We start from the raw sequence: 26,205 nt of genomic DNA on the forward strand, positions 1-26,205 counted from the left end.
GCACCAGCCATTGACAAACGAGCCATCGTCCCAGAAGACTCCAATTGACTCGTTGTCACGAAAAATCTCAACGCGATTACCGCTGTCATCCTTGCCTTTGCGACAGTCGCTGCCTTTCCAGTCCGCTGCGCTGGATGGAACTACGAAGGTGAATGGCAGTACCAGTCGGACGGCTAAGTAGCGAACGAATGGCATCTTTAATGCCGTGTCGATGTCATTTTATGGACGCGACTAGGAAGTATATCTAACTGTGTCGTAAAACTTTTTATGCCGCAAACCTGGCCTCCATGTTGGTCGCCTCCAGGTCTCGGCACGATCAGACAGTGGCATCGACACTGTTGTTGGACATAGCAGGGAAGATCGCGATGGTGCTGGAGGCAGGATCTACGGGAGGTCGTTGAGCGGCTGGAACGCCTTCAGCAGTGCCCGATTGAGGCGGTCTTCACATCCCACCACCAACTGGAGGTAGATGGTGCCGTCCTTGTAGGGGGCATAGGCGTGGGGACAGACCTCCCTTGTAGCCTCCTGCCACTGCTCGAAGCGTCGCTTGGGCAGCTTGCGCTTCAACTGGTCGGTGGATTGCTCCCAGGACAGAGCAGCGCAGTAGCGCATCTCCACCGTGTTATCGCCAGGACACTGGATCTTGGCTTCCTGGGCGTGGATGGCCGTGGGGAGCAACAGCAGCAGCAGTGCCCATCGAGACCGAAAACAAGTCATCCAGATTCCTGGCTGTGGACGTTCTTGCGTAGCACCGGGCGTTGCGACAGGCGTTGCGGTTGGCATCGGCGCGTCAACGCCAAGGGTCCGCTCAGGAATGGAACAGCAGCACCAGGCCCGATTTCACCTGGTGAAACTCCCGTTCCTCCCGGCTCAGATCCAGGCCCACCAACAGCCCTTCCCGGAGCGCCACATCAAACGGTGGGGCCGGCGGCGGTTTGCCGTCGCACCAGAGCGCCGCAATGCCCACCGAGGTGGCATGCCACCGGAAGCAGGCGGTCTCGCCGATGGAAGGCTCCTGCAAGGCGTCTTCGAGGAGCTCGCGGATCGCCATCGTGCTGCGGCTCTCGCCATCCCAGTCGTCGCCTTAGCTTCGGCAGGGAGTCCCGCAAGGGCAATCGGCTGAGAGTTTTCGTGATACTGGCGCCTTACGGTGCCTGGCATGGAGGCCTTCCCCACCCCTGTCGCCCTGGTGCACGAGTGGTTCACACCCCGGTCCGTGGGTGGGTCCGAGCATGTGGTGGCGGAACTCGACCGGCTTCTGGCGCAGCGGGGAACCCCGCCCGAGCTCTACGCCCTGGTGGATGGGGAGAGCGGCCGGCCCGGCAGCTGGCTGTCGGGGCGCAGGATCCACACCAGCTTCATTCAGCGCCTGCCCTGGGGCGTGAGCCACGTTCAGCAGTACCTGCCGCTGCTGCCCCTGGCGATCGAGCAACTCGACCTGTCCGGCCATCCCCTGGTGATCAGCAGCAGCCATCTGGTGGCGAAAGGGGTGATCACCGGCCCGGACCAGTTGCATGTCAGTTACGTGCACACCCCGGCCCGCTACGCCTGGGACCAGATGCATCCCTACCTGGCCCGTTCCGCCCTGGCCCGCGGGCCCCTGGGTCCCCTGGTGCGGTTGCAGCTGCACCAGCTGCGTCAATGGGACGTGGTCAGCAGCGCCCGGGTGGGTGCCCTGGTGGCCAATTCCCGCTTCACCGCCCGCCGGATCCGCTGTTTCTGGCGCCGCCGTGCCCACGTGCTGCATCCCCCCGTGGCCGTGGAGCGGTTCCGTTGGGATCGGCCCCGGGATGACGTTTACGTGAGCCTCTGCCGGCTGGTGCCCAACAAACGGGTGGATGTGGTGGTGGAAGCCTTCAACCGCACCGGGCTGCCCCTGGTGGTAATCGGCGACGGTCCTGAACGGCGCCGCCTGGAGGCGATGGCGGGGCCCCAGGTCCGCTTCCTCGGTCGCCTGTCGGATCAGGAGAGCGCCGCCTGGTTGGCGCGGGCGCGGGCCTACGTGTACGCGGGCCTGGAGGATTTCGGCATCGCGCCGGTGGAGGCGATGGCCGCCGGTGCCCCGGTGATCGCCTTCGGGCAAGGCGGGGTGCTCGACAGCGTGCGCTGCCTCAGGGAAGGGGAGCGGGGCGCCACTGGTCTGCTGTTCCCGGAGCAGAGCGCCGCCAGCCTGGCGGCGGCGCTGGAGCACTTCGAGGCGAGCCGGCTGTGGCGATCCCTGCCGGCGGAGGAGCAGCGGCGCTGGGCGGAGGGCTTCGCCCCGGCGGTCTTCCGGCGACGCATGGAAACGCTGCTGGACAAGCTGTGGCGGCAGCATCGCCGCCGCCTCCGCGGTCCTGTGCCTCTGGTCTGAGTGGCCCCCCGCCATGGAGTTCGGGTCCTGCTGATCCTTAACTTCATCTATCGAAGCAGGCTCCCATGCTCTCTTCCATCGGGACCCCCTACGCCTCTGGTCAGCTCGTGACGGCTCCGGCGCAGGTGTTCACCGCTGAAGAGTTGATCGCCATCCAGTCCAAGCGGGATCGCGTCGTCAAGCGAAGTGGAGACATCCTTTTTTCGTTGACGGTGCTTACGGTCGGAGCCCCGGTGCTGCTCACCCTGGCCCTGCTGGTGAAGATCACCTCCAGGGGGCCCGTGTTCTACGTGCAGCAACGGGTCGGTCGCGATTACCGCAGTTTTGGTTGCATCAAGTTCCGCACCATGCGTCGGGACGCCGATCGACTGCTCTCCAAGCTGCTGGCGGAATCGCCCGATCTCGACGAAGAGTTCCGCAACGATTTCAAGCTCAAGAACGATCCCCGCATCACCCGTCTGGGCAAGTTTTTGCGCCGTTCCAGCCTTGATGAACTGCCCCAGTTCCTCAATGTGCTTCGCGGCGAGATGAGTGTGGTCGGCCCCCGTCCCATCGTCACCAGTGAGCTGGTCCGCTACGGCGACCGCATGGACGAGGTGCTCGCCGTCCGCCCCGGACTCACGGGCCTCTGGCAGGTGTCCGGCCGCAACAACCTCAGCTACCCGGAACGGGTTCGGCTGGATGTGCGTTACGCCCGCCGCCGCAACCTGCTGATGGATCTGCGCATCATCCTGCGCACGATCAGCGTGATGCTGGATCCCCGCGACCGCGGCGCCTACTGAAACGCCGCCGTTGCGCTAAGCGCCCAGAGGGCCGGCAGCGCCACCAGCAGCCAGAGCCCTTGCAGCCGATCCCCCAGGGCCAGGATCCGCTCCACAGCGTCCGCATCGGGTGCGCGCCCTGCGGCCGCCAGGATTGGCTTGATCCGAACGCCATCGGCGTAGGTGTTGGCGCCTCCCAGGCGCACGCCGGCGGCGTGGGCGAAGGCCGCTTCCGACACCCCGGCGTTGGGGGAAGGGTCGGGGGCGCCGTCCCGCAGGGCCGCCCGAAACCAGCGAAGGGTCTGACCGGGGTGCCCTGCGGCCAGGGGCAGGGTCAGGGCCACCAGGCGGGTGGGCAGCCAGGTGAGCAGATCGTCGAGGCGGGCGCCGGCGGTGCCCAGCCAACGCAGGCGACCGTGGCGGTAGCCGAGCATCGAATCGAGGGTGCTGGCCGCCTTGAAGCTCCAGGCCAGGGCGAGGGGCCCCGGCAGTGGTAGCGAAGGCGCTGGCGGCCCCAGCGCCAGCAGCGCCCCCCCCACCAGCATCCAGAACAGCGGCGCGAACAGTCCGTCGACGGCGTTTTCAGCGGCGGTCTCGGCGGCGGCCCGCAGGATCTCCGCCTCCGGCAGCTGGTTCACCTGGCGGCCCACGATCCGGGCCAGGCGCTCCCTGGCCATGGGGACATCCGGCAGTGCCTCCAGCACCGCGCGCACCGCCCGGGCCAGGCTGCCGCCCGCCAGGGCACTGGCCAGGCCCAGCAGCAGCAGGGGGGTTCCCACCAGGGGCGCGCGCCTGGCCAGGACCTCGATCCCCCAGCCCGCCAGGCCACTGCCGGCCACCAGCAGCAGGGTGAGCAGCGCCCCGCCCAGGCGCAGGCGCCGGGGGACATCACCGGCCAAGGCTTCCACGGCCCGGCGCAGCACGCCGATGGCCCAGCCCATGGCCTGCACCGGGTGCGGCCACCAGAGGGGGTCCCCCAGCAGCCGATCCAGCCCGCAGGCGAGCAGCACCAGCAGGGCGGGGGTCAACGCCGGCGACGTTGCAGCAGGGGCAGCAGGGCTCCGGCCCCCAGGAACGCCAGCAACTGGATCGGCAGGCTGCCGGCCAGGCCGATCACCTGGGCGATCAGGCCCATCCCCAGGCTTCCCACCAGGCCCCCCAGGGCTGAGGAGCGCTCCAGGCGGTTCCAGCTGCGCTGCAGGTCGCCGGCCGGATCCACGCCGATGGCCAGGCTGGCGTCCGCCACGGCCGCCAGCAGGCCGAAGGGCACGAACAGCAGCACGGCGCCCCAGCCGCCGATGAGTTGGGTCGCCACCAGCACGGCGGCCATCAGCAGGTAAGGCAGCCGCGGCGGCAGCCGCAGGCCCCAGGCTTCGGCGCCGGTGCGGCCCAGGCCGTAGGCCGTCAGCACCAGGCCGAAATCAAAGCAGTTGCCTGCCGCCTCCTGGCGCACCCACAGGGGCAGCAGGGCGAACAGGCCCCCGAACAACAGCCCCTGCAGCACACCGCTGGGCTCCAGCCGCAGAGCCTGAGCGCCCTGATCAGCGCTGGGGTCTGGCTGGGGGCGGTCGCCGGCCTGGAGCGCGCCGATCACCGGCACCAGGGGCAGCAGCAGCAGCAGGGCGGTGCCGAGCTGGAGCAGGGCCTTGCCCAGGGGAAACAGCAGTGCCGTGAGCAGGTTGCCCACCAGCCGGCCCGCCTCTGCTCCGGCCCGCAGCTCACCGACCGGCACCGCCCCGAAGCCGTGCAGCTGGCGCTCCAGCGGCTCCTGGGTCAGGCGCAGTCCTACCGCCAGCAGGGCGATGCCCAGCAGGGGCCCCAGCACGGAGCGGCCCAGCAGTTCGGCGGCCACGGCCAGCAGCAGCAGCAGGCTGAGCAGCTGGATCAGGTAGCCGAGGCGGATGCGCTGGGGCAGGGGCACCAGCAGTGGCAGGGTGGCCAGGGCCGGCAGCACCCCGTTCAGCAGTGGTGAGGGGGTGAGGCCGCTGAGCAGCCAGGCGGTGGCGCCAATGGCGAGGGTGCCGCCGCCCTGGCTGCTGCTCCAGGCCAGGGTCAGCAGGCGCCTGTGCATCGGCTGGGGATCAGGCGGCCTTGAGCCAGCTGAACATCGAGCGCAGGCCTTTGCCCACCGCCTCGATCGGATGGGCGGCATCGCGTTCGCGCGCCTTGGCCATCTCGGGCTTGCCCGCTTCGCACTCGGCCACGAAGTTGCGGGCAAAGGTGCCGTCCTGGATGTCGGCCAGGATGCGCCGCATCTCCGCCTTGGTGTCGGCGGTGATCAGTCGCGGGCCGCTGACGTAATCGCCGTACTCGGCGGTGTTGGAGATTGAATCGCGCATGGCGGTGAGACCGCCCTTGACCATCAGATCGACGATCAGCTTCACCTCGTGCAGGCACTCGAAGTAGGCCAGCTCGGGCTGGTAGCCCGCTTCCACCAGGGTCTCGAAACCGGCCTTCACCAGCTCGCTGAGGCCGCCGCAGAGGACGGCCTGCTCACCGAACAGGTCGGTTTCGGTTTCTTCCTTGAAGTTGGTTTCAAGGATGCCGGCGCGGGTGCCGCCGATCCCCTTGGCGTAGGCCATGGCCAGGGCGCGGGCGTTGCCGGTGGCGTCCTGCTCGATGGCGAACAGGGCGGGCACGCCCTGGCCGTTCTGGAACTCCCAGCGCACGGTGTGGCCGGGGCCCTTGGGGGCGATCATCACCACGTCCACGTCGGTGGGCGGCTGGATCAGGCCGAAGCGGATGTTGAATCCGTGGGCGAAGCTCAGCACCTTGCCGGCGCTCAGGTGGGGCGCGATCTCGGCGGCGTAGACGGCCTTCTGGGCCTCATCGGGCAGCAGCACCATGATCCAGTCGGCCTTGGCGCAGGCGTCGGCGACGCTCAGCACCTCGAGGCCGTCGGCCCGGGCCTTGGCGGCGGAGCGGCTGCCGTCGTAAAGGCCCACCACCACGTTGACACCGCTGTCCTTGAGGTTCAGGGCGTGGGCATGGCCTTGGGAGCCATAGCCAATGATGGCCACCGTCTTGCCGGTCAGCAGGCCGAGATCGGCGTCGGAGTCGTAGAAGAGCTGGGCCATTCCGGGCGGCGGGCAGGGCAAACGCAGACTTTAGGTGTGCGTCCGCACCGTCTTCAGCCGCCTGCTGCTTCCGAGGGATGGGCGATCACCCGGTCGATCAGGCCGTACTCCTTGGCTTCGGCGGCGCTGAGGAAGTAGTCGCGGTCCGTGTCCTTGGTGACTTTCTCCAGGGGCTGATCGCACATTCCGGCCAGGGACTGGTTGAGCATGTCCTTGATGCGCAGGATTTCCCGCGCCTCGATCTCGATGTCGCTGGCCTGGCGCTGGCTGGTGCCGCCGAGGGGCTGGTGGATCATGATCCGGCTGTGGGGCAGGGCCAGACGCTTGCCCTTGGTGCCGGCCGCCAGCAGGAAGGCGCCCATGGAGGCCGCCAGGCCGACGCAGATCGTCACCACGTCCGATTTGACGTATTGCATCGTGTCGAAGATCGCCAGCCCCGCCGTCACCGAGCCGCCCGGGGAGTTGATGTACAGGTAGATCGGTTTGGAGCTGTCGTCGGAGTCGAGATACAGCATCTGGGCCACCAGGCTGTTGGCGATGCCGTCGGTCACTTCCTGACCGAGGAACAGGATCCGCTCCACGCCGAGCCGGGTGTAGATGTCGACCCAGCGCTCGTACTGGCTGCCGGGAAGGCGGTAGGGAACGCTGGGGGTGCCGATGGGCATGTCGGGAAGGCTCTCGTTCGGAGCCGGGGAGAAAAGGTGGTGGAAGGGGTCGGCCGAGGGCCGGGTGTTGGCGAGGCTCAGCCCACCTGGTGCGTCACGCCATTGGGGCGGCCGTCGGCAGGTCCTTGCGGCTGGTGAGCACCCGGTCGATCAGGCCGTAGGCCTTGGCCTCATCAGCCGTCAGGTAGGTCATCCGGTCGGAGTCGCGGGAGAGGTCCTCGACGCTCTTGCCGGTGTTCTCGGAGAGGATTTCCAGCATGCTGTGCTTGTTGTGCAGCACTTCCTTGGCCCGGATCTGGATGTCGCTGGCCTGGCCGCGGGCGCCGGAGCGGGGCTGGTGCAGCACGATCGAGGCGTGGGGCAGGGCGGCCCGCTGGCCCTTGGTGCCGGCCGAAAGAATCATCGCGGCGGTGCCCATGGCCTGGCCGATGCAGATGGTGTGCACCGGCGGTTTCACATAGCGCAGGGTGTCGCAGATGGCGAAGGCTTCGGTCTCGAACCCGATGGCGTCGCCGGAGTACCAGCTGGTGCCGGTGGAGTTGATGTAGAAGAAGATCGGCTTCTCAGGATTGTCGAACTCGAGGTAAAGCAGCTGGGCAATGATCAGCTCGGTGACATCGATGCCCATCTGACGCTTGGCTTCATCGTCGGAGAACAGGGGCAGGCCCAGATAGACGATCCGCTCCTTGAGCAGCAGGGACGGCAGATCCGGCGGCGGCGTGCGCATCGCTGCGGAATCGCCGTAGTAGGGGGCCGACACCGTCATCCGCGCTCACCAGCACTCTTGAGGCAGGAGCCTAGCCGGGGCCAGGAGGCTGGTGCTCCCGCAGGGCGACGGGTTTCCCTCCCTGCTTGTCGAGGCCGCGGCCATTGCCCTGCTCGCCGGGGCGGTCCTGGTTGCGGTCGCAGCGGGCGAACACCATGCGGCCGGTGGGTGTCTGCAGGGCACCGGTGACGGTGACTGGCAGACGTTCGCCAATGCGGCGACGGGCATCTTCCACCACCACCATCGTGCCGTCCTCCAGGTAACCAACGCCCTGATCGGCCTCCTTGCCCTCGCGCACGATCTTGAGCTGGAGAGCATCACCGGGCTGCACCTCGGGCCGCAGGGCAATGACCAGTTCGCTCAGGTTGAGAACCCGCAGCTCCTGCACCTGGGCCACCTGGGCCAGGTTGAAGTCGGCGGTGAGAAGGGTTCCGCCGGTGTCCGCAGTGAGCTTGAGCAGTTTGTCGTCGGCGCCGTTGCCGGTGTAGCGCGTGCTGTTCAGCACCAGCCGGCGACCGTAGTTCTCGCGCAGTTCGGTGAGCAGCTTCAGGCCCCGGCGTCCCTTGGCGCGCTTCTCGCTGTTGGAGGAATCGGCCAAGGCCTGAAGTTCGTCGATCACGGCCTGGGCCACGATCACCTGGCCTTCCAGCAGGCCGGAGGCCAGCAGGGCACGGATGCGGCCGTCGATGATCACACTGGTGTCGAGGATCTTGGCGGTGGCGGGCAGCAGAACCCCATCGGCCACCAGCAGGGCCTCGGTGCTGGCCGGATTGAACAGCCGCAGCAGGGTGCGGCCATGCACCTCCGCCAGGTTGTACCCCAGCACCCCGAAGAAGACGTTGCTGAGCACAGCCGCCAGCGGCTTCACCAGCACCACCTCCCAGGGCAGGGGCAGCAGCAGGATCGGCGCCAGCAGCAGGTTGGCCACCAGCAGGCCGAGGATCAGTCCCACCGCCCGGCTGATCAGCAGGTCGGTGGGCATGCTGCGCACCTGGGCCATCAGCCGCCGGCGCAGTTGCTGGAAGAAGATGCCGGCGATCAGCCCGAAGAAGGCGCCGAAGCCCCCCATCACCGTCCGCAGCCCTTCCTGGTTGGTGACCTCCAGCAGCAGCTGCTCCGGCAGCAGGTCAACCCCGAGCCAGCCGGTGGCTCCGCCTGAGATCAGGAACAGGAGCAAGATGAGGGTGTCCACCATGCTTCGAAGTCCCGACGCCTTGGCCGCCCAGCAGGTCTTCAAAGCAGCTTGGCCGATCTTCCGCCGTTTGGGTCCCTGGGATTACCGCCCGTGATGGATCCCCGATCCGCCTACGTCCACATCCCTTTCTGCCACCGGCGCTGTTTCTACTGCGATTTCCCGGTGGTGCCCCTCGGCGACAGGGCCGATGGGGCCGCGTCCGGCTCGATCGCCGCCTACCTGGCCCTGTTGCATCAGGAGATCGCCACTTCCCCCGGCGGCCCACCGCTGGCAACGGTGTATCTGGGCGGTGGCACTCCTTCGATGCTGAGCAGCGCCCAGGTGGCGGCGATCCTGGAGGCCCTGGCCAGCCGCTTCGGCCTGGCGCCGGGGGCGGAGCTGAGCCTGGAGCTGGATCCGGCCAGCTTCGACGAGGCTCGCCTGGCGGGCTACCTGGCCGCAGGCATCAACCGCGTCAGCCTGGGGGGCCAGAGCTTTGACGACGCCGTGCTGCTCGACCTGGGCCGCCGCCACCGGGGGGCCGACCTGCGGGAGGCGGCCGGTTGGTTGCGCCGGGCCCGCCGGCGGGGGGAGCTGGCCAGCTGGAGCCTGGATCTGATCCAGGGGCTGCCGCGGCAGGACGCCGCCCACTGGGACGACCAGCTCAGCGCGGCCATCGCCCTGGAGCCCCCCCATCTGTCGGTGTACGACCTGAGCATCGAGCCGGGCACGGTCTTTGAGCGGCGCCTGGCGCGGGGGGAGCTGGATCTGCCGCCGGAGGATCTGGCCGCCGACCTGATGGACCTGACCTGGGCCCGGCTCACGGCTGCCGGCTACGGCCACTACGAGGTGTCGAACTACGCCTTGCCCGGCCACGCCTCGCGCCACAACCGCGTCTACTGGAGCGGGGCCGGCTGGTGGGGGTTCGGCATGGGCGCCACCGGTGCCCCCCGCGGTCGCCGGCGGGCCCATCCCCGCACCCGTGCCGGCTATGCGGAGTCCCTGGCGGCAGGCGTGTCCCTGGGGGCCCAGGTGGAGGAGCCGGATGAAGCTGAGCAGGGCATGCCTTTCGATGAACGGCTGATGGTGGGCCTGCGCCGCCGGGAGGGGGTGAACATGGAACAGCTGGCCCGCCAGAAGCGACTGGAGGCGCCCCAGCTGAAGGGCCTGCGGGAGCGGCTCGTGGCCTATGAGCAGCGCGGTCTGCTCTGCGTCGAGGGACCCCGTTGGCGCCTGGCGGATCCGGCGGGGCTGGCCCTCAGCAATGGGGTGCTGCGGGAGATGCTGGCCTGGTGGCAGGACCTGGAGCTGGAGCAGGCCCTGGAACCGCTGCCGGCCCCTGCTCCTTGACCCAGCGGCCGAGGACCTCCACCGCCAGGGCCCGGCCCTCGATCAGGGGGGGGCTGAAAGGGGGTTGGCGACTGGTGAGCCCCAGCAGATCGGCGGTCACCCGCACCTGGCCGTCGCAGCCCTCTCCGGCGCCGATGCCGATCACCGGAATCACCAGGGCGGCGCTCAGCTCACTGGCCAGCTCCGCCGGAACATGTTCGAGCACCAGGGCGAAACAACCGGCCTCCTGCAGGGCCAGGGCCCGCCTCCGCAGCCGGTCCTGGCTGACCGGATCGCCGGCCTGGCGCCGGTAGCCCAGCCGATGCACCGACTGGGGGGTCAGCCCCAGGTGGCCCATCACCGGAATCCCGCTGCGCACCATCCGGTCGATCACGGTGAGCGTCTCGGGCTCGGCCCCCTCCAGTTTGACCGCCACCGCGGGTGTTTCCTTCAGCACCCTCCCGGCGGCGGCCACCGCCGCATCGGCGCCGCACTGGTAGCTCAGAAAGGGGAGATCGCAGATCAGCAGCGGCGGATTGGGCACCGCTGCCGCCGCCAGCCCCCGGCCAACGGCGCGGCAGTGGTGCAGCATCTCCTCGAGGGTGACCGGCAGGGTGGTGGCGTGGCCGAGCACCACCATCGCCAGGGAGTCGCCCACCAGCACCGCATCCACCCCGGCGCCGGCCACCACGGCGGCGGAGAGCGCGTCCCAGGCGGTCAGCACGGTGATCGGCAGACCCCCCCGCTTGCGCCGTGTCAGATCAGCGGGTCGCAGGGGCACGGCACGGAGGGCGGAGGGGGCATTGCTAGCATCGACCCGACTCGGACCCACGCGGCTCTGACGCCCAAATCTGGTCAGGACCGGAAGGGAGCAGCCACACGGGATGCTCAGGGCAGGCGTGGATTCCGGGTCACCCTCTTGTAACCAGGACGATCAGTCGATCCGGTTCTGGCGATTGATCAGGAACGGCGGGATCATGGCTCCGCGCTCCTCAGGGGTGTGGGTGAGGTTGTCGGCGAAGCTCGCGGCACTGGTGCGCTCCGGTCGGTAGTGGCCGCCGCTCTGGAAGCCGGTGGCGATCACGGTGACGTGAATCTCGCCCTCGAGGGATTCGTCCACCACGGCCCCCACGATGATGTTGGCGTCCGGGTCGACCACGTCGTAGATGACTTCGGAGGCGGTGGTCATGTCCTCCAGGGTCATGTCCTTGCCGCCGCTGATGTTGATGACGCAGCCATTGGCGCCGTCGATGCGGGCCGACTCCAGCAGCGGGCTGCTCATGGCGGCCTGGGCCGCCTCGATGGCCCGTGAACGCCCGGAGCCCACGCCGATGCCCAGCAGGGCGGTGCCGGCATCGGCCATCACCGAACGGATGTCGGCGAAGTCAACGTTCACCAGACCCGGCCTGGTGATGATGTCGGTGATGCCCTTCACGCCCATGCGCAGCACGTCGTCGGCGGCCCGGAAGGCCTCCTGGAGCGGCGCCCCGGCAATGGCGTCCCGCAGGCGATCGTTGGGAATGATGATCAGGGTGTCGACGTGCTCGGCCAGGCGGGCGATGCCCTCCTCGGCCTGACGCAGCCGTTTGCGGCCCTCGAAGCCGAACGGTTTGGTGACGATGCCCACGGTGAGGGCGCCACATTCCTTGGCCACCTCGGCCACGATCGGCGCCGCACCGGTGCCGGTGCCACCGCCCATGCCGGCGGCGATGAAGACGAGATCGGCGCCCTCAAGCGATTGCTGCAGATCGGCCCTGGATTCCTCCGCCGCCTTCTGGCCGATCACCGGGTTGCCGCCGGCCCCCAGGCCCCGGGTGAGCTTCTGGCCGAGCTGGATGCGCTGGCCCGCCGCCGACTGCAGCAGGGCCTGGGCGTCGGTGTTGAGCACCCGATAACCCACCCCTTTGAGGTCGGTGGCGATCATCCGGTTGACCGCGTTGCTGCCGCCTCCCCCCACGCCGATCACCTCAATCCGGGCCGATTGGCTCGGGACGATCCCATTGCTGCTGGGCGAGGTCTGGCTCATCGCGTGGGGCTCCTGCGGGGACGAAAGATCGACGTGGTGAAGGCGGTCCTGATCGCGCGACATCGCGGGAGGGGAGGCGTGGCCGTTGGTCTGCGGCTGCATTATGTCGGTGGCCAGCTCAGCCAAAGTTGCCGATAGATCACATTGGACTGAAACGCATCAGGGCGCAACGGCCTGTGAGGATTGTCTGGCTGGGTGGCTGATGGCCTGGCGGTGGCTGAGATCCCTCACTGGGCGCCGGCTGGAGTAGGGCGGGGCTTCAAAGGCCGGGGCGGTGCGGCGGTTCCGCCTTTGCGCCCCAAGCTGAGCTCGGGTTGTTCGGGATCGCTCAAATCGATCAGCAGCGGTGGGCCTCCTTTCATGCTGGCCGGCAGGGTGCGACTGAGGTGGGCAACCACCTCCAGCCGGCGGGGCAGGCGGGCGTCGGGGGGGCCCAGCCGCACCCGGCCCAGCTGGATGGTCGTGAGCCAGAGGCTGCCGTCCGGTTCGAAGCGGATTTCCCGCAGACCGGGACCCAGCACCTCCCGCTCCTTCAGCACCTGGGCCAGCACGGCCCGGTGGCGGGCGTTCCAGCCGACGACCAGCAGGGACAGGTCGCCCTGGCGGCGCACTCCCATGTGCTGGCGGATGCTGATCCAATTTCCCAGCCGATCCACGAAGCCCATTTCCGGTCCGCGGTCGGTGCGGCGCTCAGCTCGGGCCACCGCCTCCCTGTCCTTGAGCTCCACCCGAAGTCGGGGCGGCAGCATCAGCCGGCTCACCTTCACCTGCTCCACGGGCAGGGCCCCCATCAGGTTGCTGGCCACCTGGCGGGGCTGCAGGGCCATCAGGGGCTGGGGAAAGCGCAGTCCGGCCGCCGTGATCACCTGGTCGCGGCTGACCACGGCACTGCCGATGACCTCCACCTGGGCCGGATCCCGAAGGGTCCAGCCCTGCCGCAGCAGCAGGTAACCCAGGCCGGCGGAGACGGCACTGAAGACCAGGATGCGCCAGAGCAGGCGCAGCCGCTCGCTGCGGCGCTGACGGCGCAGTTCCTTGCGGCGCAGCACTCCCGGCGGCAGGGGCGCTCCCGGCGACGGTGGCGCTCCCGGCGAAGAGGGGGCCTGCTTCACAACTCGCAGCGGGAGCGGGCCATGAGTTCATCCATCCAGGTGCGGGCGCGACGGGCGTCGGTGAAGGGCAGCTCCTCCTGCTGGCCACTTCCCACCAGCCGCAGCCGGCAGGCCCCTTCGCTCTCCTCGGTCAGGGGAGCTTCCCCGGAGCTGAGCGAGAGCAGCTCGACCATTTCGAGGCGCTTGATGCTGAAACAGCCCACCGGCTGGAAGCTGCCGGCCACGAACCGGCTCCAGCTCAGTTCCCCATTGATGAGCCGGGCGGCCCCACAGCCATCCAGCTTGGCCAGTTCGGCGCCACTGGCCCAGTCGCGGAACAGCTGTTGCCGCCGCCGCTCAATCCAGCCGAGGGACACCAGGAGCACGAAGGCCGCCAACAGGGGCAGCCACAGCAGGCCATGGATCATGCGGCTGGTCCTTCCACGTTCATCCAGTGCTCCGATCTTCTCGCGCCCAGCACCAATTGATGCACCAGGTCGGGGAGTGGTAATCCACTGGCCTCCCACAGCATGGGGTACATGCTCTGGCTCGTGAAGCCCGGCAGGGTGTTGATCTCGTTCAGCCAGAGGCCGCCAGAGGCTTCGTCGTAGAAGAAATCGACCCGGGCCAGCCCCCCGGCCGCCACCGCCCGGCAGGCGTCGAGGGCCATCGTCCGGGCCCGTTCGCTCACCGCCTCGCTCACCATGGCGGGGATCACGGTGTGGCTGAGCCCCTCGCTGTACTTGGTCTGGTAGTCGTACCAGTCGGCATCAAAGCGGATTTCGCCCAGCACCGAGGCGCTCAGACCATCTCCCTGGCCATCGCTGCGTTGCAGCACGGCGCATTCCAGTTCCCTGGCCTTCACGCCTTGCTCCACCACCAGGCGCCGGTCGAGGCCCGCGGCCAGCTCCAGGCCCATGAGCAGGGCGGCACGGTCGCCAGCCTTGCTGATTCCCACCGAGGAGCCCATGTTGGCCGGCTTGACGAAGCAGGGATAACCGAGCTGGCTCTCAAGCCGCTCCAGCAGGGCCTCCCGGGCACCGGGGCTGGAGGCGGCCAGCTCAGCCGCCTCGACACAGGCGTAGGGCACCTGGGGCAGGCCGGCGGCGGCGAAGGCGGCCTTCATGGCCTGCTTGTCCATCCCGAGGGCCGACCCCAGCACGCCGGAGCCGACGAAGGGCACCCCCATCAAGGTGAACAGCCCCTGGACCGTGCCGTCCTCCCCGTTGGGGCCATGGAGCACCGGAAACCACACCTCCATCTCCAGGGCACCCTCCGGAAAGCCCCGGAAGCCGCCCGCCTCCGGCTGGCCCGGCAGATCGTCCGGTTCGGCGGGCAGGCCCCGCTCCAGGACTGCCGTCGCCACGGCCTCCGGCCACCAGCCGCCGCAGCGATCGATGTAGAAGCAAGTCACCCGGTAGCGCTCGCCATTGGCGCCGCTGCGAAGTCCCCGCAACACGGTCTGGGCCGAGCGGATCGAGACGGCGTGTTCGCCGGAGGCTCCCCCGAACACCAGGCCGACGCGGGTGGGGTGAGGGGGCATCGGCACAGGAAAGAGGGCCAAACGTATCAGTGAACCGGTTGCCGGCCCAGGGGCCGGCCGCTGAGACTGAACGGCCGCACCGTCTCGATCAGCACGTCGACCAGATCCCCCGGCGCATAGGGGCGGCCATCGCCGGGGTCGGCGGCGAAGAAGGTGAGGCGGTTGGTGCGGGTGCGGCCCATCAGCTGATCAGGATCCCGGGGGTTGACCCCTTCGGCCAGCACCTGCTCGCGGCGGCCCAGGTAGCGGGCACTGCGCTCCGCGGCGACACGCTCCACCAGGGCGTTCAGCTCCTGCAGCCGTTCCACCTTGACCGCTTCCGGCAGCTGGTCAGGCCAGTCGGCCGCTGGCGTGCCCGGCCGCGGCGAGTAGGCGGCCGTGTTGACCTGGTCGAAGCCGATCGCCTCGATCAGGTCGAGGGTGTGGCGGTACTGGGCGTCGGTTTCGCCGGGGAAGGCCACGATCACATCGGCGCTGATGGCCGCATCGGGGAGACGCTGGCGGATGCGGTCGATGATGCGCCGGTAGCGCTCCACGGTGTAGCCCCGCGCCATGGCCCGCAGCACGGCGTCGTCGCCGCTCTGGAAGGGGATGTGGAAGTGCTCGCATACCTTCGGCAGGTCGGCGCAGGCGTCGATCAGCCGGTCGGTGAAGTAGCGCGGGTGGCTGGTGGCGAAGCGGATCCTCGCCAGGCCCCGCACGTCATGGACCTCCCGAAGCAGATCGGTGAGGGTGTGGGCCCGCCGGCCCTCGGCAGTGATGCCGGGCAGGTCGCGTCCGTAGGCGTCGATGTTCTGGCCCAGCAGGGTCACCTCCCGGAAGCCCCGGGCCGCCAGCCCCTCCATTTCCAGACGGATGGCTTCGGGCAGGCGGGATTGCTCCCGGCCCCTTACCGCCGGCACCACGCAGTAGGTGCAGTGCTCGTTGCAGCCGTAGATGACATTCACCCAGGCGCAGACGGCGCTGTCACGCCGGGCGGCAGTGATGTCCTCGAGGATGTGGTGCTCGTCGGTGGCCACCACCTGCTGGCCGGTCTCCACCCGGGTGAGCAGGGTCTCGAGCCGGTTGGCGTGCTGGGGACCCATCACCAGATCCAGTTCCGGAACACGGCGCAAAAGGGATTCCCCCTCCTGCTGGGCCACGCAGCCGGCCACCACCAGGGTGAGGCCGGGGTTGGCCCGTTTGCGCTGGGCCTGCCGCCCCAGGTAGCTGTAGACCTTCTGCTCGGCGTTGTCCCGGATCGTGCAGGTGTTGTACAGCACCAGATCGGCCGTGTGTTCGTCGACGCCCGGGGTGTACCCCATGGCTTCGAGGATTCCGGCCATGCGCTCGGAATCGGCCTTGTTCATCTGGCAGCCGAACGTGGTGATCCAGTAGCTGCCGCGCCGTGCCGAGGGCGCCTGGTCGGCCTGCGGGCCGGAAACGGTGGCTGTCATGGGATCCAGTTTCCGCTATCGCCCCGTCGCCGCCAACCGGGCGGCTGTGGCAGCGTGAACTCCCTGGCTGTTTTCTGGAATGCGCTGCCGCCTGAGCCGCTTTCCCCTCACCAAGGCGGTGCCTCTGGCCATCAGCCGCGGCACCACCGGCGCCGTGCAGCATCTGTTGCTGGAGCTGGAGCATGACGGCTGCACCGGCCTCGGCGAAACCGGTGGCTTCGACACCGGCCCCAGGGCCTACAGCACCGAAGCCCTGGAGGCCGAACTGGAGGCCTTTTTGCCGGCTCTCGAAGCCCGTGAGCCGGAACCGCTCCAGGCCCTCGAGCCCCTGCTGCAGACCTTGTCGCCCCCGGCCCGCTGCGCTGTGGATCTGGCCCTGCGCGATTGGTGGGGGCGGCGGTTGGGACAGCCGCTGTGGAAGCTCTGGGGCCTCGACGACGGCGCCATCAGCCCCACCAGCGTCACCCTCGGCCTCGGCAGCGAGGCGGCGGTGCTGGAGCGCCTGGAGCGCTGGTGGGGCCAGCTGCCCGCCAGCCGCATCAAGCTGAAGCTGGGCAGCCCGGAGGGCCTCGACCACGACCGGGCGCTGGTGCAGGCGGTGGCCCAGGCGCTGGAGCGGCGCCAGCAGAGCCATGGGGTGGCCTGTGAGCTGCAGGTGGACATCAACGGTGGCTGGAGCCTTGAGCAGGCCCTGCCGATGCTGGGCTGGCTGGACGCCCAGGGCGTGGTTCTGGTGGAGCAGCCCCTGGCTCCCTTGGAGGATCCAGAGGCCGACTGCGCCGCCTTCGCCGCCCTGGAGTTCGACTGCCCCATCGCCCTGGTGGCCGATGAGAGCTGCTGGAACCTGGCCGACCTGGTGCGGCTCGCCCCCTATGTCGATGGGGTGAACATCAAGCTGCCCAAGAGCGGCGGGCTGGCGGAGGCCCTGTTGATGGCCAGGGCGGCGCAACGCCTTGGGCTGGGCTTGATGCTCGGCTGCTACTCCGACAGCGCCCTGCTCAACGGCGCCGCCGCCCAGCTGCTGCCCCTGGTGCGCTGGCCGGACCTCGACAGCCACCTGAATCTGGTCGACGACCCCTTCACAGGGCCTGGCCTCGACGGCGATCGGCTGGTGCCCGCTGCGTCCCCGGGACTGGGGGTGATCCGTGCTCGGGGCTGATGTCCCGATCGTGCTGCTGCAGCACGGGGGCCTCGACAACCTCAGCGGCAAGACGGGCCTGTCGATGCTCCGCTACCGCCAGGGTCCGATCGTGGCGGTGGTGGATCCGACCCACCCCGGCGCCGATCTGCGGCAGATCACGGGAATCGAGCGGGCCGTGCCGGTGGTGGGCTCCCTGGCGGAGGCCCTCCCCTACGGCCCGAAGGTGGCGGTGGTGGGGCTCGCTCCCTCCGGCGGCCGGCTACCGGAGGGGATGGGCGCCGATGTGGCGGCCGCCCTGGCAGCGGGGCTGTCGCTGGCCAGTGGTCTGCACAGCCGCCTGGGCGACGATCCGGCCCTGGCGGCCCTGGTGCAGCCGGGACGGTGGATCTGGGATCTGCGCCAGGAGCCCCCCGACCTCACGGTGGCCTCCGGCCGGGCCGCCGGGCTGCCGGGCCGCCGCTTGCTGGTGGTGGGGACGGACATGTCGGTGGGCAAGATGAGTGCCTGTCTGGAACTGCAGGCGGCCGCCCGCCGTCGCGGCTGCGATGCCCGCTTCGTTGGCACCGGCCAGGCCGGCATCCTGATCAGTGGCGGCGGGGTGGCCCTTGACGCCGTCCGCATCGACTACGCGGCCGGCGCCGTGGAAGCGGCGGTGATGGCCGCCGCCGTCACCGCCGACCCTGACACCCTGGTGCTGATCGAGGGGCAGGGCTCCCTCTGCCACCCAGGCTCCAGTGCCACCTTGCCGCTGATCCGCGGCAGCCAGCCCACCGATCTTCTGCTGGTGCACCGGGCCGGGCAAGGCACGATTCACCGGCTGGAGGCGTTCCCTCTCCCCCCCCTGGCCCAGCTGATCACCGCCGTCGAGACCCTGGCGGCCCTGGCCCGGCCGGCGGGCTCCGGTCCGTCTCCCCGGGTGGTCGCCATCGCCCTCAACACCGCCCTCCTGGACGGGCCGGCGGCGGCGGCGGCGCTGAGCGCCACGGCAGCGGAGACGGGGCTGCCCTGCGTTGATCCGGTGCGGCAGGGCGGCGAGGCCCTGCTGGACCTGCTGCTGGGCCAAGAAAGAAGCCCGACGCCGAAGCGCCGGGCCTGAAGGGCGAGCGAGGGGACTCGAACCCCCGAATGGTGGCGCCACAAGCCACTGCCTTAACCACTTGGCGACGCCCGCCGCGGTCTTTGCCAATGTATCAAGCGAGCCTGCCGGCCCCCCTTGCCACCGCCGACCACCGCCAGCCGCACCGTTTCCCGCCTCCTGGGCCTGACCGCCGTCTCGGCGGGCCTGATCGGCCTGGCCATCACCAACCCCGGCCCCGCCGCCTTCGAGGAGTTCGCCGCCGAGAAGCTCACCGAGATGGCCAGCAAGGAGCTTTGCCAGAACGAGGGCCTGCCGCTGCTGGCCCGGTTGCTGATCCAGAACTGTCCGGAACTGGTGCGCTCCCAGCGCAAGGTGCTGGGTCGTCTGGCCCGGGACAACTCGCGTCGCTACAACTTCGGCCTGCTGAGCCTCTACGGCACCCGGCTGGGCGGGGAGAAGGTGCTGCCCAACTGGAGCATCCCCCGCTATGACGCCGTCACCCTGGCGGTCGCGGGCCATTTCGTGCTGCTCACCGCAAGCGAAAGCGCGCCGGGGAGCCCGGTGCCGTGAGCGCCGCGCCGCTGCCGGCTGGCCCGCTGCCGCCGATGCGCCTGCCCAGGGCCCTGCTGGATCCCCAGCTGCGGATGCCGGCCGCCGACAACCAGGGGCTGGTGGCGGTGCAGCTGGAGCAGGGCGACGGCCGGATTCGCGCCATTCATGGCCTGGCCACTGGCCTCGCGGGTGATGGGACGGGAGGTGGCACCCCCCTGCCCCTGGCGCTGACGCCGCTGGTGGAGCCCCATGCCCACCTCGACAAGGCTTTCAGCGGCGAGGACTTCCCCAATCCCGACGGCACCATGGCCGGGGCCATGGCGGCGAACGGGCGGGAAGCGGCCGAGCGCCAGGCCGAGGCGGTGCGACGGCGGAGCGAGCGGGCCCTGGAGCGGGCCTGGCGCTATGGATTGCGGGCGATCCGCAGCCACATCGACAGCCTGGGTCCCTGGGCCCTCCCCAGCTGGGAGGTGCTGCTGGAGCTCCGCCGCCACTGGCAGGGCCGGGTGGAGCTGCAGCTGGTGGCCCTGGTGCCGGTGGGCCACTGGCGCACCGCCGAGGGGCAGGCCTTCGCCGCCTGGGTCGCCGCCCGCGGCGGCCTGCTGGGGGGGGTGCTCGGTGCCCCCTTCCGCTCCACACCGGCCGACCGAGCCGGCCTGCTTGCCCTGCTGCGGCTGGCGGAGCGCCTCGGCTGCGGGGTGGATCTGCACGTCGACGAGAGCGCCGACGACCACGGCCGGGGCGTGGCCCTGGTGAGCGAGCTGCTGCTGCGGCACCGCATCGTGGTGCCGCTCACCTGCAGCCACGCCAGCAGCATGGGGCTGCTGGCCGACCGGCCCTGCCGCCGCCTGGCGGAGGCGATGGCGGACGCGGCGGTGGGGGTGGTGGCCCTGCCCACCACCAACCTGTGGCTGCTCGGCAAACACCAGCGCCGCACCCCGTCCCTGCGACCCCAGGCGCCGATCCGCCAGCTCCAGGACGCTGGCGTGACCGTGGCCGTGGGGGGCGACAACGTGCAGGATGCCTGGTTTCCGGGGGGAGATTTCGATCCGATCGCCCTGCTGCGCTTCAGCCTGGCGGCCAGCCACCTGGTGCCCTGGCGCCGGCTGGGCCTGAGCCCCTTCAGCACCGCGGCGGCCCGGCTGCTGGGACTCGACTGGGACGGGGTGCTGCGGGAGGGGTCCCCGGCCGATCTGCTGGTGCTGGGGGCCTCCTCGTGGGGCGAGCTGCTGGCCCGTCCCCCCCGGCGGCGGGTGCTGCGGGCCGGCCGCTGGCTGGAGCCGCCCCCCTGCGAAGAACCGTCCCCCCTGCTGACCCCCTGCCATGGATGACTTCAGACCGGTTGATCCCGATCGGATCCGGGCCCTGGTCGACGAACTGGAGGCCAGCCCGCTGGCGTTGACGCCGATCCTTGCCCCCGCCGAGCTGGGCCGGCTCTCGGCCGACTTCCACGACTATTCGCCCGTGCTGGAGCCGCTGCTCAAGGGCCGGTGCGCCCAGCTGGCGATGAAGGTGGAGCGGCTGGAGCAGGTGATGGCGGTGGCCGGCGCCTGCGCCCGCCACCGGGTGCCGTTGACGCTGCGGGGTGCCGGCACCGGCAACTACGGCCAGTGCGTGCCCCTGGCCGGTGGGTTGGTCCTCGACCTAGTGGGGCTGAACCGGCTGCGGTCGGTCGACCCGGACAGCGGCGTGGTGGAGGCGGAGTCCGGCTGCATCCTGGCCCACCTGGACGGCCAGCTGGCGGCCCATGGCCGGGCCCTGCGGCTGGCCCCGAGCACCTACCGCAGCGCCACCCTGGGGGGCTTCATCGCTGGCGGGTCGGGCGGCCTGGGGTCCCTGCGCTGGGGCTTCCTGCGCGATCCAGGCCACCTGCTGGGACTGGAGGTGGTGACGCTGGAAGCCGAACCCCGGCTGCTGCGGCTCGACGCCGCCGCCAGCGCGCCCCTCAACCACGCCTATGGCACCAACGGCATCATCACCGCCCTGCGGCTGGCCACCACCGAGGCGGTGGCCTGGGAGCAGGTGGTGGTGGGCTTCAGCCACTGGGAGGAGGCCCTGGAGACCTCCCGCCAACTGCCGACCACCGCCCTGCTGCTCAACGCCCTCTGCCTGCTGGAGGCCCCGGTGGCGGCCCGGATGCCCTGGCCGACCGGCTGTCCTGCCGCTGCGCCTGGTGAGCAGCGCCTGCTGCTGCACGTCTCCCCCGACAGCCTGGAGCTGCTGCCCGGCTGGCTGGCGGCCCGGGGCGGCCAGCTCCGCTGGCAGGGCCCCCGCCCGGAGGCGGGTCGGGGTCGGGGCCTGCCCCTGGGGGAGCTCACGTGGAATCACACCACCCTGCACTGGCGGGCCCAGGCGCCCGACTGGACCTACCTGCAACTGCTGCTGCCCCGGCCGGAGGCGCCGCTGCTGGAGGCCGTGCGCCTGCGCTGGGGCACCGACGTGCTCTGGCACCTGGAGGGGGTGCGTTACCAGGGGGCGCCGCGGCTGACGGCCCTGCCCCTGGTGCGCTGGCAGGGGCCCCGGGCCCTGGCCGACCTCGTTGCCCAGTGCTGTGAACTGGGGGCGGTGCCCTTCAATCCCCACGTGATCACCGTCGAGGACGGCGGCCTCGGGGTGGTGGATGCCGATCAGGTGGCGGCCAAGGCCGCCTACGACCCGGGCGGACTGATGAATCCGGGCAAGCTGCGGGGCTGGATGGGTTAGGGGCGCCCCTAACCAGCAGCGCCTTCGCCCCGCCTCAGCCGCAATCCAGGCTGAGCCGGGTGTCGGTGCCGGTCACCGGGTTGGTGCCGCGGGCGTCGCGGCAGAGGAGGCGCTGGTCCACCCGGTCGAGCAGGGCGTCGGTGAAGTCGGCATCGATGACCGTGGCGCCGGTGAAGTTGCTGCCGGAGGCGATCGCTCCCCGCAGCACGGCGCCGGTGAGGTCGGTGCCGCTCATGTCCACCTTGTCCATCAGGGCGTCGCTGAGATCGGCGCCGCGGAAGTCGGCCTCAGGAAAGGCCGCCTGGGTGAGGATCGCCCCGTGCAGATCGGCCCCCCTGAAGCTGGCCTGGCGGGCCGTGGCCCCAGCGAAGGAGCTGCCGGCCAGCTGCTGGCCACTGAAGTCCTTGCCGCTCTGGTTGGTGAGGGTGTAATCGACCCGATCCTGGTTGTCAGCCCGGGCGCTGGGGGGGGCCAGCAGCAGCAGGACCAGCAGGAGTGGCAGGAGTCCCCCCCGGAGCGCGTTGCCAAGCCGCCGCCTGGGGCTGCCCGCGGGCCGGGGGGCATCGGATCGGAAGGCCGTCGTCATGGACCGTGGCTGCCGGGGACCTCCCCAGGCTGGCCCAGCGCCGGGGCTTCGTCAGCCTGGGGCTTGTTGAGCAGCGGAAGGACAGCGCCCAGCAGGAACAGGGAGCCCGCCACCACCGGCACCGGGCCGGGGGCCAGCAGGCTGTCCAGCCCGGCGGCCAGGCTGCCGGCCTCCTCGAGCTGGTCGGCGAGGCCGGGACAGGTGGCGGCCAGCTCCTGCCGCGTCCAGCTGGCATGCTCCGGCACCGCCACCAGCACCGCCTGATCACCAGGGCGCAACAGCAGCTCCAGCATTGCCGCCCCCTCCTTGTGACGTTGGATGCCCAGTAGCCAGCGGCGCGGCCCGCCATCGAGCCGGTCGAGTTCCCGGCGCAGGGCCGCCGCCGCCGGGGGGTTGTGGGCGCCATCGATCAGCAACTCGCGGCCCCGCCAGCGGTGCCTCTCCAGCCGTCCGGCCCAGCGGGCCGCCGCCAGGCCGGTGCGGATCATCCCGTCGTCGAGGGGCCTGCCGGCCAGCGGACCGTCCGGGGCCGTCAGGGCCCGGGCCATGGCCACCGCCACGGCCCCGTTGTGGCGCTGCAGCTCCCCGGCCAGACCCAGCGCCGGGCCGCCATCGGCCGGGGCGGGGAGGGGATCCAGCCACTCCAGGCTGGCGCCGCAACGCAGCGCTTCGGCCTCCAGCACCCGGCGGGCCTCCGGCTCCTGGGCGGCGCTGAAGGCCCGGCAGCCCGGCCCCATCACGGCGGCTTTTTCGGCGGCGATCGCCGCCAGGGTGTCGCCCAGGTGCTCGCGATGGTCGAGGCCGATGGCCCCGAAGCCGATCACCGGTCGGTGCGGATGCAGGGTGGTGGCATCAAGGCGGCCCCCCAGCCCCACCTCCAGCACCGCCAGCTCCACCCGCTCACGGGCGAAGCGGTCGAAGGCCGCGGCCGTGATCAGTTCGAAGGGGGTGAGCCTGTGGCGGCGGCCGAGGGGCTGCCAGCGGGCCAGGTCGTTGCGCAGGGTGGCGGCAGGGATCCAGGCGTCATCGATCGCGATCCGTTCGCACCAGCTCACCAGATGGGGGGAGCGGTAGGTGCCCACATGCACCTGGGCGGCCCGCAGGATGGCGTGCAGAAAGGTGCAGATCGAGCCCTTGCCGTTGGTGCCGGCCACCTGGGCCGCGGCGTAGCGCTGTTCCGGGTGTCCCCCGGCAGCCAGGGCGCGGCCCAGCCGCTCCAGGCCCAGGTCGACACCGCGGCGGGCGAAGGGTTCGAGCAGGTCGCCCAGGTCGACCGGGGGGGGCAGCGGGGACGGCACGGACGGACGGATCAGGCCAGGCGGTGGAGAGCCTTCTCCAGGCGCTTCACCGCCTTGCGCAGCTGGCGGGGCTTGATCACCAGCGGCGGCACGAACCGGACCACCCCGGGCCCTGCCGGCACCAGCAGCAGGCCTTCCGCCATGGCCGCCTTGACGATCTCCGGGGCCGTGACCCCGCCCTCGCGCAGCACCAGGCCCCGCAGCAGACCCCAGCCGCGCTCGCCGGCCAGGGTATCGGGATGGCGAGCCACCAGCTCCTGGAGCAACGACTGCAGCAAGGCACCGTTGGCGCTCACCTTCTCCAGCAGGCCGCGGCGTTCGATTTCCTCGATCACCGTGAGGCCGGCGCGGCAGGCGAAGGGGTTGCCGCCGAAGGTGCTGGCGTGGTCGCCGGGGCGGAAGTGGTCGACCGCGGCCTTCACCGCCAGGGCGCCGATGGGGATGCCGCCGCCCAGGCCCTTGGCCATGGTCAGGGCGTCAGGCTCCACCCCCAGCTGTTCGTAGCCCCACCAGCGGCCGCTGCGGCCAACGCCGATCTGCACCTCGTCGAAGATCAGCAGAATCTGGTGGGCGTCGCAGAGCTCGCGCACCCGCCGGAAGAAGGCCGGATCGCCGGGGTTGACCCCGCCCTCCCCCTGGAGGGGTTCGAGCAGCACCGCTGCCACCCGGGGACCCTCGGCTTCACAGGCGGCCAGCAGCGCTTCGAAGCCGGTGATGTCGTTGTAGGGGAAGTAGCGGAAGCCCGCAACCATGGGCTCGAAGCCCTGGTGGTACTTGGGCTGGCCCGTGGCGGTCACCGCCGCCAGGGTGCGGCCGTGGAAGCTGGCCTGGGCGGTGAGGATCAGGGGCTCGGCGATGCCGCGCACCAGATGGCCATGCTTGCGGGCCAGCTTGATGGCGGCCTCGTTGGCTTCGGCGCCGGAATTGCAGAAGAAGACCCGGTCGGTGCAGCTGCGGGCGGCGATCGCCGCGGCCAGCGCCTCCTGCTCCGGGATCCGGTAGAGGTTGGAGACGTGCTGGAGCCGGCCCAGCTGCCGGCAGAGCCGCCGCTGCAGCACCGGATCACTGTGGCCCAGGGTGCAGACGGCGATGCCGGCCACCATGTCGAGGTAGCGCCGGCCCTGCTGATCCCACACCCAGACCCCACGACCCCGCTTCAGCTCCAGGGGGTAACGGGCGTAGGTGTCCATCACCGGTTCGATGGGAGCGGTGGGACTCGAACCCACATGCCCGAAGGCGCTCGATTTTGAGTCGAGTCCGTCTACCAATTCCGGCACGCTCCCGAAGGGAGGACTCTAGGTCGCGACCGCTGGCTAGGCAGAGACAGAGGGCAGCCTGCGGATCGAAGCGCCGGCGGCGTTGAGTTTGCCCTCCAGATCGGCGTAGCCCCGGTCGAGGTATTCCAGGCCCCGCACGGTGGTGATGCCGTCGGCGGCGAGGCCCGCCAGCACCATGGCGGCGGAGGCGCGCAGGTCGGTGCCATGCACCGGGGCGCCGCTGAGGCGGGCCACCCCCTCGACGCAGGCGGTGTTGCCCTGCATGCGGATCGACGCCCCCATGCGCTGCAGTTCGGCCACGTGCTGGAGACGGTTCTCGAAGATGTTCTCCACCACCATGCTGGTGCCCTCGGCGGTGGCCAGCAGGGCCATGAACGGGGCCTGCAGGTCGGTGGGGAAGCCGGGGAAGGGTTGGGTGCGCAGATCCACCGCCCGCACCTTGCCGGCGGTGAGGATCAGGCCCTGGCCGTCGGCTTCGATGTGGCAGCCGGCCTCCTCGAGTTTGGTGATCACGGCACCGAGGTGCTCGGGCAGGGCAGGGAAGACCCGCAGCCGGGAGCGGGTGATGGCGCCGGCCAGCAGGAACGTGCCCGCCTCGATGCGGTCGGGGATGACGGCGTAGTCGGCCCCATGCAGCCGCTCGACGCCGACGATGGTGATGGTGGGGGTGCCGGCGCCGCGCACTTTGGCCCCCATGGCCAGCAGCAGGCGGGCCAGATCGATCACCTCCGGCTCCTGGGCGGCGTTGTCGATCACCGTCTCGCCGTCGGCGAGGGCCGCCGCCATCATCAGGGTTTCGGTGGCGCCGACGCTGGGGCAATCGAGGTGGATGTGGCCGCCGGTGAGACGGCGCTGGCGGCCGGGCACCACGGCGGTGACCACACCGTGCTCGATGGTGACCTGGGCACCGAGGGCCTTCAGTCCCTTGACGTGCTCCACCACGGGCCGGGTGCCGATCTGGCAACCACCGGGCAGGGGCACCTGGGCCATGCCCATGCGGGCCAGCAGGGGGCCGATGCAGAAGAAGCTGGCCCGCAGGCTGTTGACCAGCTCATAGGGCGGGGCGGCGGTGGTGATGTGGTCACCGTGCAGCACGATCGCGTCGCCCCCCCGCTGCACCCGCACCCCCAGGGCGGCAAGGATCTCCCCCATCGCCGTGATGTCGGTGAGGGGGGGGACATTGCTGAGCCGCAGCCCGTCTTCGGTGAGCAGGCAGGCGGCCATCAGCACCAGGGCCGAATTCTTGGCGCCGCTGACCCTCAGTTCGCCATCCAGTCGCCGTCCACCACTGATCTCCAGCCTGGTGCCGGCGATGGCCTTGACAGGCATGGGGGATACGGTCATGGACA

General features: G+C 70.4%; 26 protein-coding genes, 2 tRNA genes and 1 other RNA gene. 9 read left to right on the forward strand and 20 right to left on the reverse strand.

Going from position 1 to position 26,205, the window contains the following annotated elements; all coding sequences use genetic code 11:
- Window positions 1–384: 384 nt before the first annotated feature.
- Window positions 385–678 (reverse strand): DUF1311 domain-containing protein, encoded by a 294-nt coding sequence (locus KBY95_RS04985; RefSeq protein ID WP_254963802.1) that lies wholly within the window; start codon window positions 676–678, stop codon window positions 385–387.
- A gap of 130 nt (window positions 679–808) precedes the next feature.
- Complete coding sequence (locus KBY95_RS04990) at window positions 809–1,051, reverse strand: hypothetical protein (protein ID WP_254953568.1); 243 nt, start codon at window positions 1,049–1,051, stop codon at window positions 809–811.
- Window positions 1,052–1,159: 108 nt separating this feature from the next.
- On the opposite strand from KBY95_RS04990, the gene KBY95_RS04995 reads away from it, so the two are divergent.
- Together KBY95_RS04995 and KBY95_RS05000 are read left to right on the forward strand one after the other, a co-directional pair.
- Complete coding sequence (locus KBY95_RS04995) at window positions 1,160–2,353, forward strand: glycosyltransferase (RefSeq protein ID WP_254963803.1); 1,194 nt, start codon at window positions 1,160–1,162, stop codon at window positions 2,351–2,353.
- A 65-nt stretch (window positions 2,354–2,418) separates the two neighbouring features.
- Window positions 2,419–3,135 carry a sugar transferase gene (locus tag KBY95_RS05000; RefSeq protein WP_254963804.1) on the forward strand — a complete coding sequence of 239 codons (717 nt, stop codon included), beginning with the start codon at window positions 2,419–2,421 and terminating at the stop codon, window positions 3,133–3,135.
- Here the strand turns inward: KBY95_RS05000 and cbiB are convergent.
- The 6 genes from cbiB to KBY95_RS05030 form a co-directional block, all read right to left on the reverse strand.
- Window positions 3,129–4,142: an adenosylcobinamide-phosphate synthase CbiB gene (cbiB, locus tag KBY95_RS05005; protein WP_254963805.1), complete on the reverse strand. Its 1,014-nt coding sequence runs from the start codon at window positions 4,140–4,142 to the stop codon at window positions 3,129–3,131. The genes KBY95_RS05000 and cbiB overlap by 7 nt on opposite strands.
- Complete coding sequence (locus KBY95_RS05010) at window positions 4,139–5,185, reverse strand: hypothetical protein (protein ID WP_254963806.1); 1,047 nt, start codon at window positions 5,183–5,185, stop codon at window positions 4,139–4,141. Before KBY95_RS05010 ends, cbiB begins: the two co-directional genes overlap by 4 nt.
- 10 nt (window positions 5,186–5,195) lie before the next feature.
- Window positions 5,196–6,191: a ketol-acid reductoisomerase gene (ilvC, locus tag KBY95_RS05015; RefSeq protein ID WP_254963808.1), complete on the reverse strand. Its 996-nt coding sequence runs from the start codon at window positions 6,189–6,191 to the stop codon at window positions 5,196–5,198.
- Window positions 6,192–6,244: 53 nt separating this feature from the next.
- Window positions 6,245–6,856 (reverse strand): ATP-dependent Clp protease proteolytic subunit, encoded by a 612-nt coding sequence (locus tag KBY95_RS05020; protein WP_254963809.1) that lies wholly within the window; start codon window positions 6,854–6,856, stop codon window positions 6,245–6,247.
- 94 nt (window positions 6,857–6,950) lie between these two features.
- Window positions 6,951–7,622, reverse strand: coding sequence for an ATP-dependent Clp protease proteolytic subunit (locus KBY95_RS05025; RefSeq protein ID WP_254963811.1), 672 nt, complete (start codon window positions 7,620–7,622; stop codon window positions 6,951–6,953).
- A 31-nt stretch (window positions 7,623–7,653) separates the two neighbouring features.
- On the reverse strand, window positions 7,654–8,817 hold the full coding sequence (locus tag KBY95_RS05030) for a PIN/TRAM domain-containing protein (RefSeq protein WP_254963813.1): 1,164 nt from the start codon (window positions 8,815–8,817) through the stop codon (window positions 7,654–7,656).
- 93 nt (window positions 8,818–8,910) lie between these two features.
- Between KBY95_RS05030 and hemW the strand changes: the two genes are divergently transcribed.
- A complete protein-coding gene (hemW, locus tag KBY95_RS05035) occupies window positions 8,911–10,146 on the forward strand; it encodes a radical SAM family heme chaperone HemW (RefSeq protein ID WP_254963815.1) in 1,236 nt (411 codons plus the stop codon).
- On the opposite strand, the gene panB is transcribed toward hemW, so the two are convergent.
- Window positions 10,055–10,900, reverse strand: coding sequence for a 3-methyl-2-oxobutanoate hydroxymethyltransferase (gene panB / locus KBY95_RS05040; protein WP_254964035.1), 846 nt, complete (start codon window positions 10,898–10,900; stop codon window positions 10,055–10,057). The genes hemW and panB overlap by 92 nt on opposite strands.
- A gap of 44 nt (window positions 10,901–10,944) precedes the next feature.
- Between panB and ffs the strand changes: the two genes are divergently transcribed.
- Window positions 10,945–11,041, forward strand: an RNA gene (gene ffs, locus KBY95_RS05045) — signal recognition particle sRNA small type.
- Between the two features lie 18 nt (window positions 11,042–11,059).
- Here the strand turns inward: ffs and ftsZ are convergent.
- From ftsZ to miaB, 5 genes are all read right to left on the reverse strand, one after another.
- On the reverse strand, window positions 11,060–12,151 hold the full coding sequence (gene ftsZ / locus KBY95_RS05050; protein ID WP_254963816.1) for a cell division protein FtsZ: 1,092 nt from the start codon (window positions 12,149–12,151) through the stop codon (window positions 11,060–11,062).
- Between the two features lie 227 nt (window positions 12,152–12,378).
- Entirely contained in the window at window positions 12,379–13,263 is an 885-nt protein-coding gene (locus tag KBY95_RS05055) for an FtsQ-type POTRA domain-containing protein (RefSeq protein ID WP_254963818.1), read from the reverse strand.
- Window positions 13,260–13,670: a hypothetical protein gene (locus tag KBY95_RS05060; RefSeq protein ID WP_254963819.1), complete on the reverse strand. Its 411-nt coding sequence runs from the start codon at window positions 13,668–13,670 to the stop codon at window positions 13,260–13,262. The genes KBY95_RS05055 and KBY95_RS05060 overlap by 4 nt, the downstream gene beginning before the upstream one ends.
- Window positions 13,667–14,785: a D-alanine--D-alanine ligase family protein gene (locus KBY95_RS05065; RefSeq protein WP_254963820.1), complete on the reverse strand. Its 1,119-nt coding sequence runs from the start codon at window positions 14,783–14,785 to the stop codon at window positions 13,667–13,669. The genes KBY95_RS05060 and KBY95_RS05065 overlap by 4 nt, the downstream gene beginning before the upstream one ends.
- A 26-nt stretch (window positions 14,786–14,811) precedes the next feature.
- Window positions 14,812–16,221: a tRNA (N6-isopentenyl adenosine(37)-C2)-methylthiotransferase MiaB gene (gene miaB, locus KBY95_RS05070; protein ID WP_254963822.1), complete on the reverse strand. Its 1,410-nt coding sequence runs from the start codon at window positions 16,219–16,221 to the stop codon at window positions 14,812–14,814.
- 79 nt (window positions 16,222–16,300) lie between these two features.
- Here miaB and KBY95_RS05075 point away from each other — a divergent pair, with 79 nt between their 5' ends.
- Window positions 16,301–17,380: a dipeptide epimerase gene (locus KBY95_RS05075; protein ID WP_254963824.1), complete on the forward strand. Its 1,080-nt coding sequence runs from the start codon at window positions 16,301–16,303 to the stop codon at window positions 17,378–17,380.
- Window positions 17,367–18,458, forward strand: coding sequence for a DUF1611 domain-containing protein (locus KBY95_RS05080; RefSeq protein ID WP_254963826.1), 1,092 nt, complete (start codon window positions 17,367–17,369; stop codon window positions 18,456–18,458). Before KBY95_RS05075 ends, KBY95_RS05080 begins: the two co-directional genes overlap by 14 nt.
- Window positions 18,459–18,460: 2 nt before the next feature.
- Here KBY95_RS05080 and KBY95_RS05085 read toward each other — a convergent pair.
- Window positions 18,461–18,533, reverse strand: a tRNA-His gene (locus KBY95_RS05085).
- 42 nt (window positions 18,534–18,575) lie between these two features.
- Here KBY95_RS05085 and KBY95_RS05090 point away from each other — a divergent pair.
- Genes KBY95_RS05090 through KBY95_RS05100 form a run of 3 tightly spaced genes read left to right on the forward strand, consistent with a single transcriptional unit; the run spans window position 18,576 to window position 21,695 of the window.
- Window positions 18,576–19,010 (forward strand): DUF4359 domain-containing protein, encoded by a 435-nt coding sequence (locus tag KBY95_RS05090; RefSeq protein WP_254963828.1) that lies wholly within the window; start codon window positions 18,576–18,578, stop codon window positions 19,008–19,010.
- Window positions 19,007–20,323 (forward strand): cytosine deaminase, encoded by a 1,317-nt coding sequence (locus KBY95_RS05095; protein ID WP_315858891.1) that lies wholly within the window; start codon window positions 19,007–19,009, stop codon window positions 20,321–20,323. Before KBY95_RS05090 ends, KBY95_RS05095 begins: the two co-directional genes overlap by 4 nt.
- Window positions 20,316–21,695, forward strand: a complete 1,380-nt coding sequence (locus KBY95_RS05100) for an FAD-binding oxidoreductase (protein ID WP_254963829.1) — start codon at window positions 20,316–20,318, stop codon at window positions 21,693–21,695. Before KBY95_RS05095 ends, KBY95_RS05100 begins: the two co-directional genes overlap by 8 nt.
- A 34-nt stretch (window positions 21,696–21,729) precedes the next feature.
- Here the strand turns inward: KBY95_RS05100 and KBY95_RS05105 are convergent, their stop codons facing one another.
- The 5 genes from KBY95_RS05105 to murA all read right to left on the reverse strand — a co-directional run bounded on the left by KBY95_RS05105 (window position 21,730) and on the right by murA (window position 26,200).
- On the reverse strand, window positions 21,730–22,281 hold the full coding sequence (locus tag KBY95_RS05105; protein ID WP_254963831.1) for a pentapeptide repeat-containing protein: 552 nt from the start codon (window positions 22,279–22,281) through the stop codon (window positions 21,730–21,732).
- On the reverse strand, window positions 22,278–23,579 hold the full coding sequence (locus KBY95_RS05110; RefSeq protein WP_254963833.1) for a folylpolyglutamate synthase/dihydrofolate synthase family protein: 1,302 nt from the start codon (window positions 23,577–23,579) through the stop codon (window positions 22,278–22,280). The genes KBY95_RS05105 and KBY95_RS05110 overlap by 4 nt, the downstream gene beginning before the upstream one ends.
- A gap of 11 nt (window positions 23,580–23,590) precedes the next feature.
- On the reverse strand, window positions 23,591–24,805 hold the full coding sequence (locus KBY95_RS05115) for an aspartate aminotransferase family protein (RefSeq protein WP_254963835.1): 1,215 nt from the start codon (window positions 24,803–24,805) through the stop codon (window positions 23,591–23,593).
- Window positions 24,781–24,862 (reverse strand) — tRNA-Leu (locus KBY95_RS05120). Before KBY95_RS05120 ends, KBY95_RS05115 begins: the two co-directional genes overlap by 25 nt.
- Window positions 24,863–24,892: 30 nt before the next feature.
- The gene (gene murA / locus KBY95_RS05125) at window positions 24,893–26,200 is read right to left on the reverse strand and encodes a UDP-N-acetylglucosamine 1-carboxyvinyltransferase (protein WP_254963837.1); all 1,308 of its coding nucleotides are present in this window, start codon (window positions 26,198–26,200) and stop codon (window positions 24,893–24,895) included.
- Window positions 26,201–26,205 lie beyond the last annotated feature (5 nt).

Origin of the sequence: Cyanobium sp. Aljojuca 7A6 (assembly GCF_024346455.1) — a bacterium.
Classification (GTDB): Bacteria; Cyanobacteriota; Cyanobacteriia; order PCC-6307; family Cyanobiaceae; genus Cyanobium.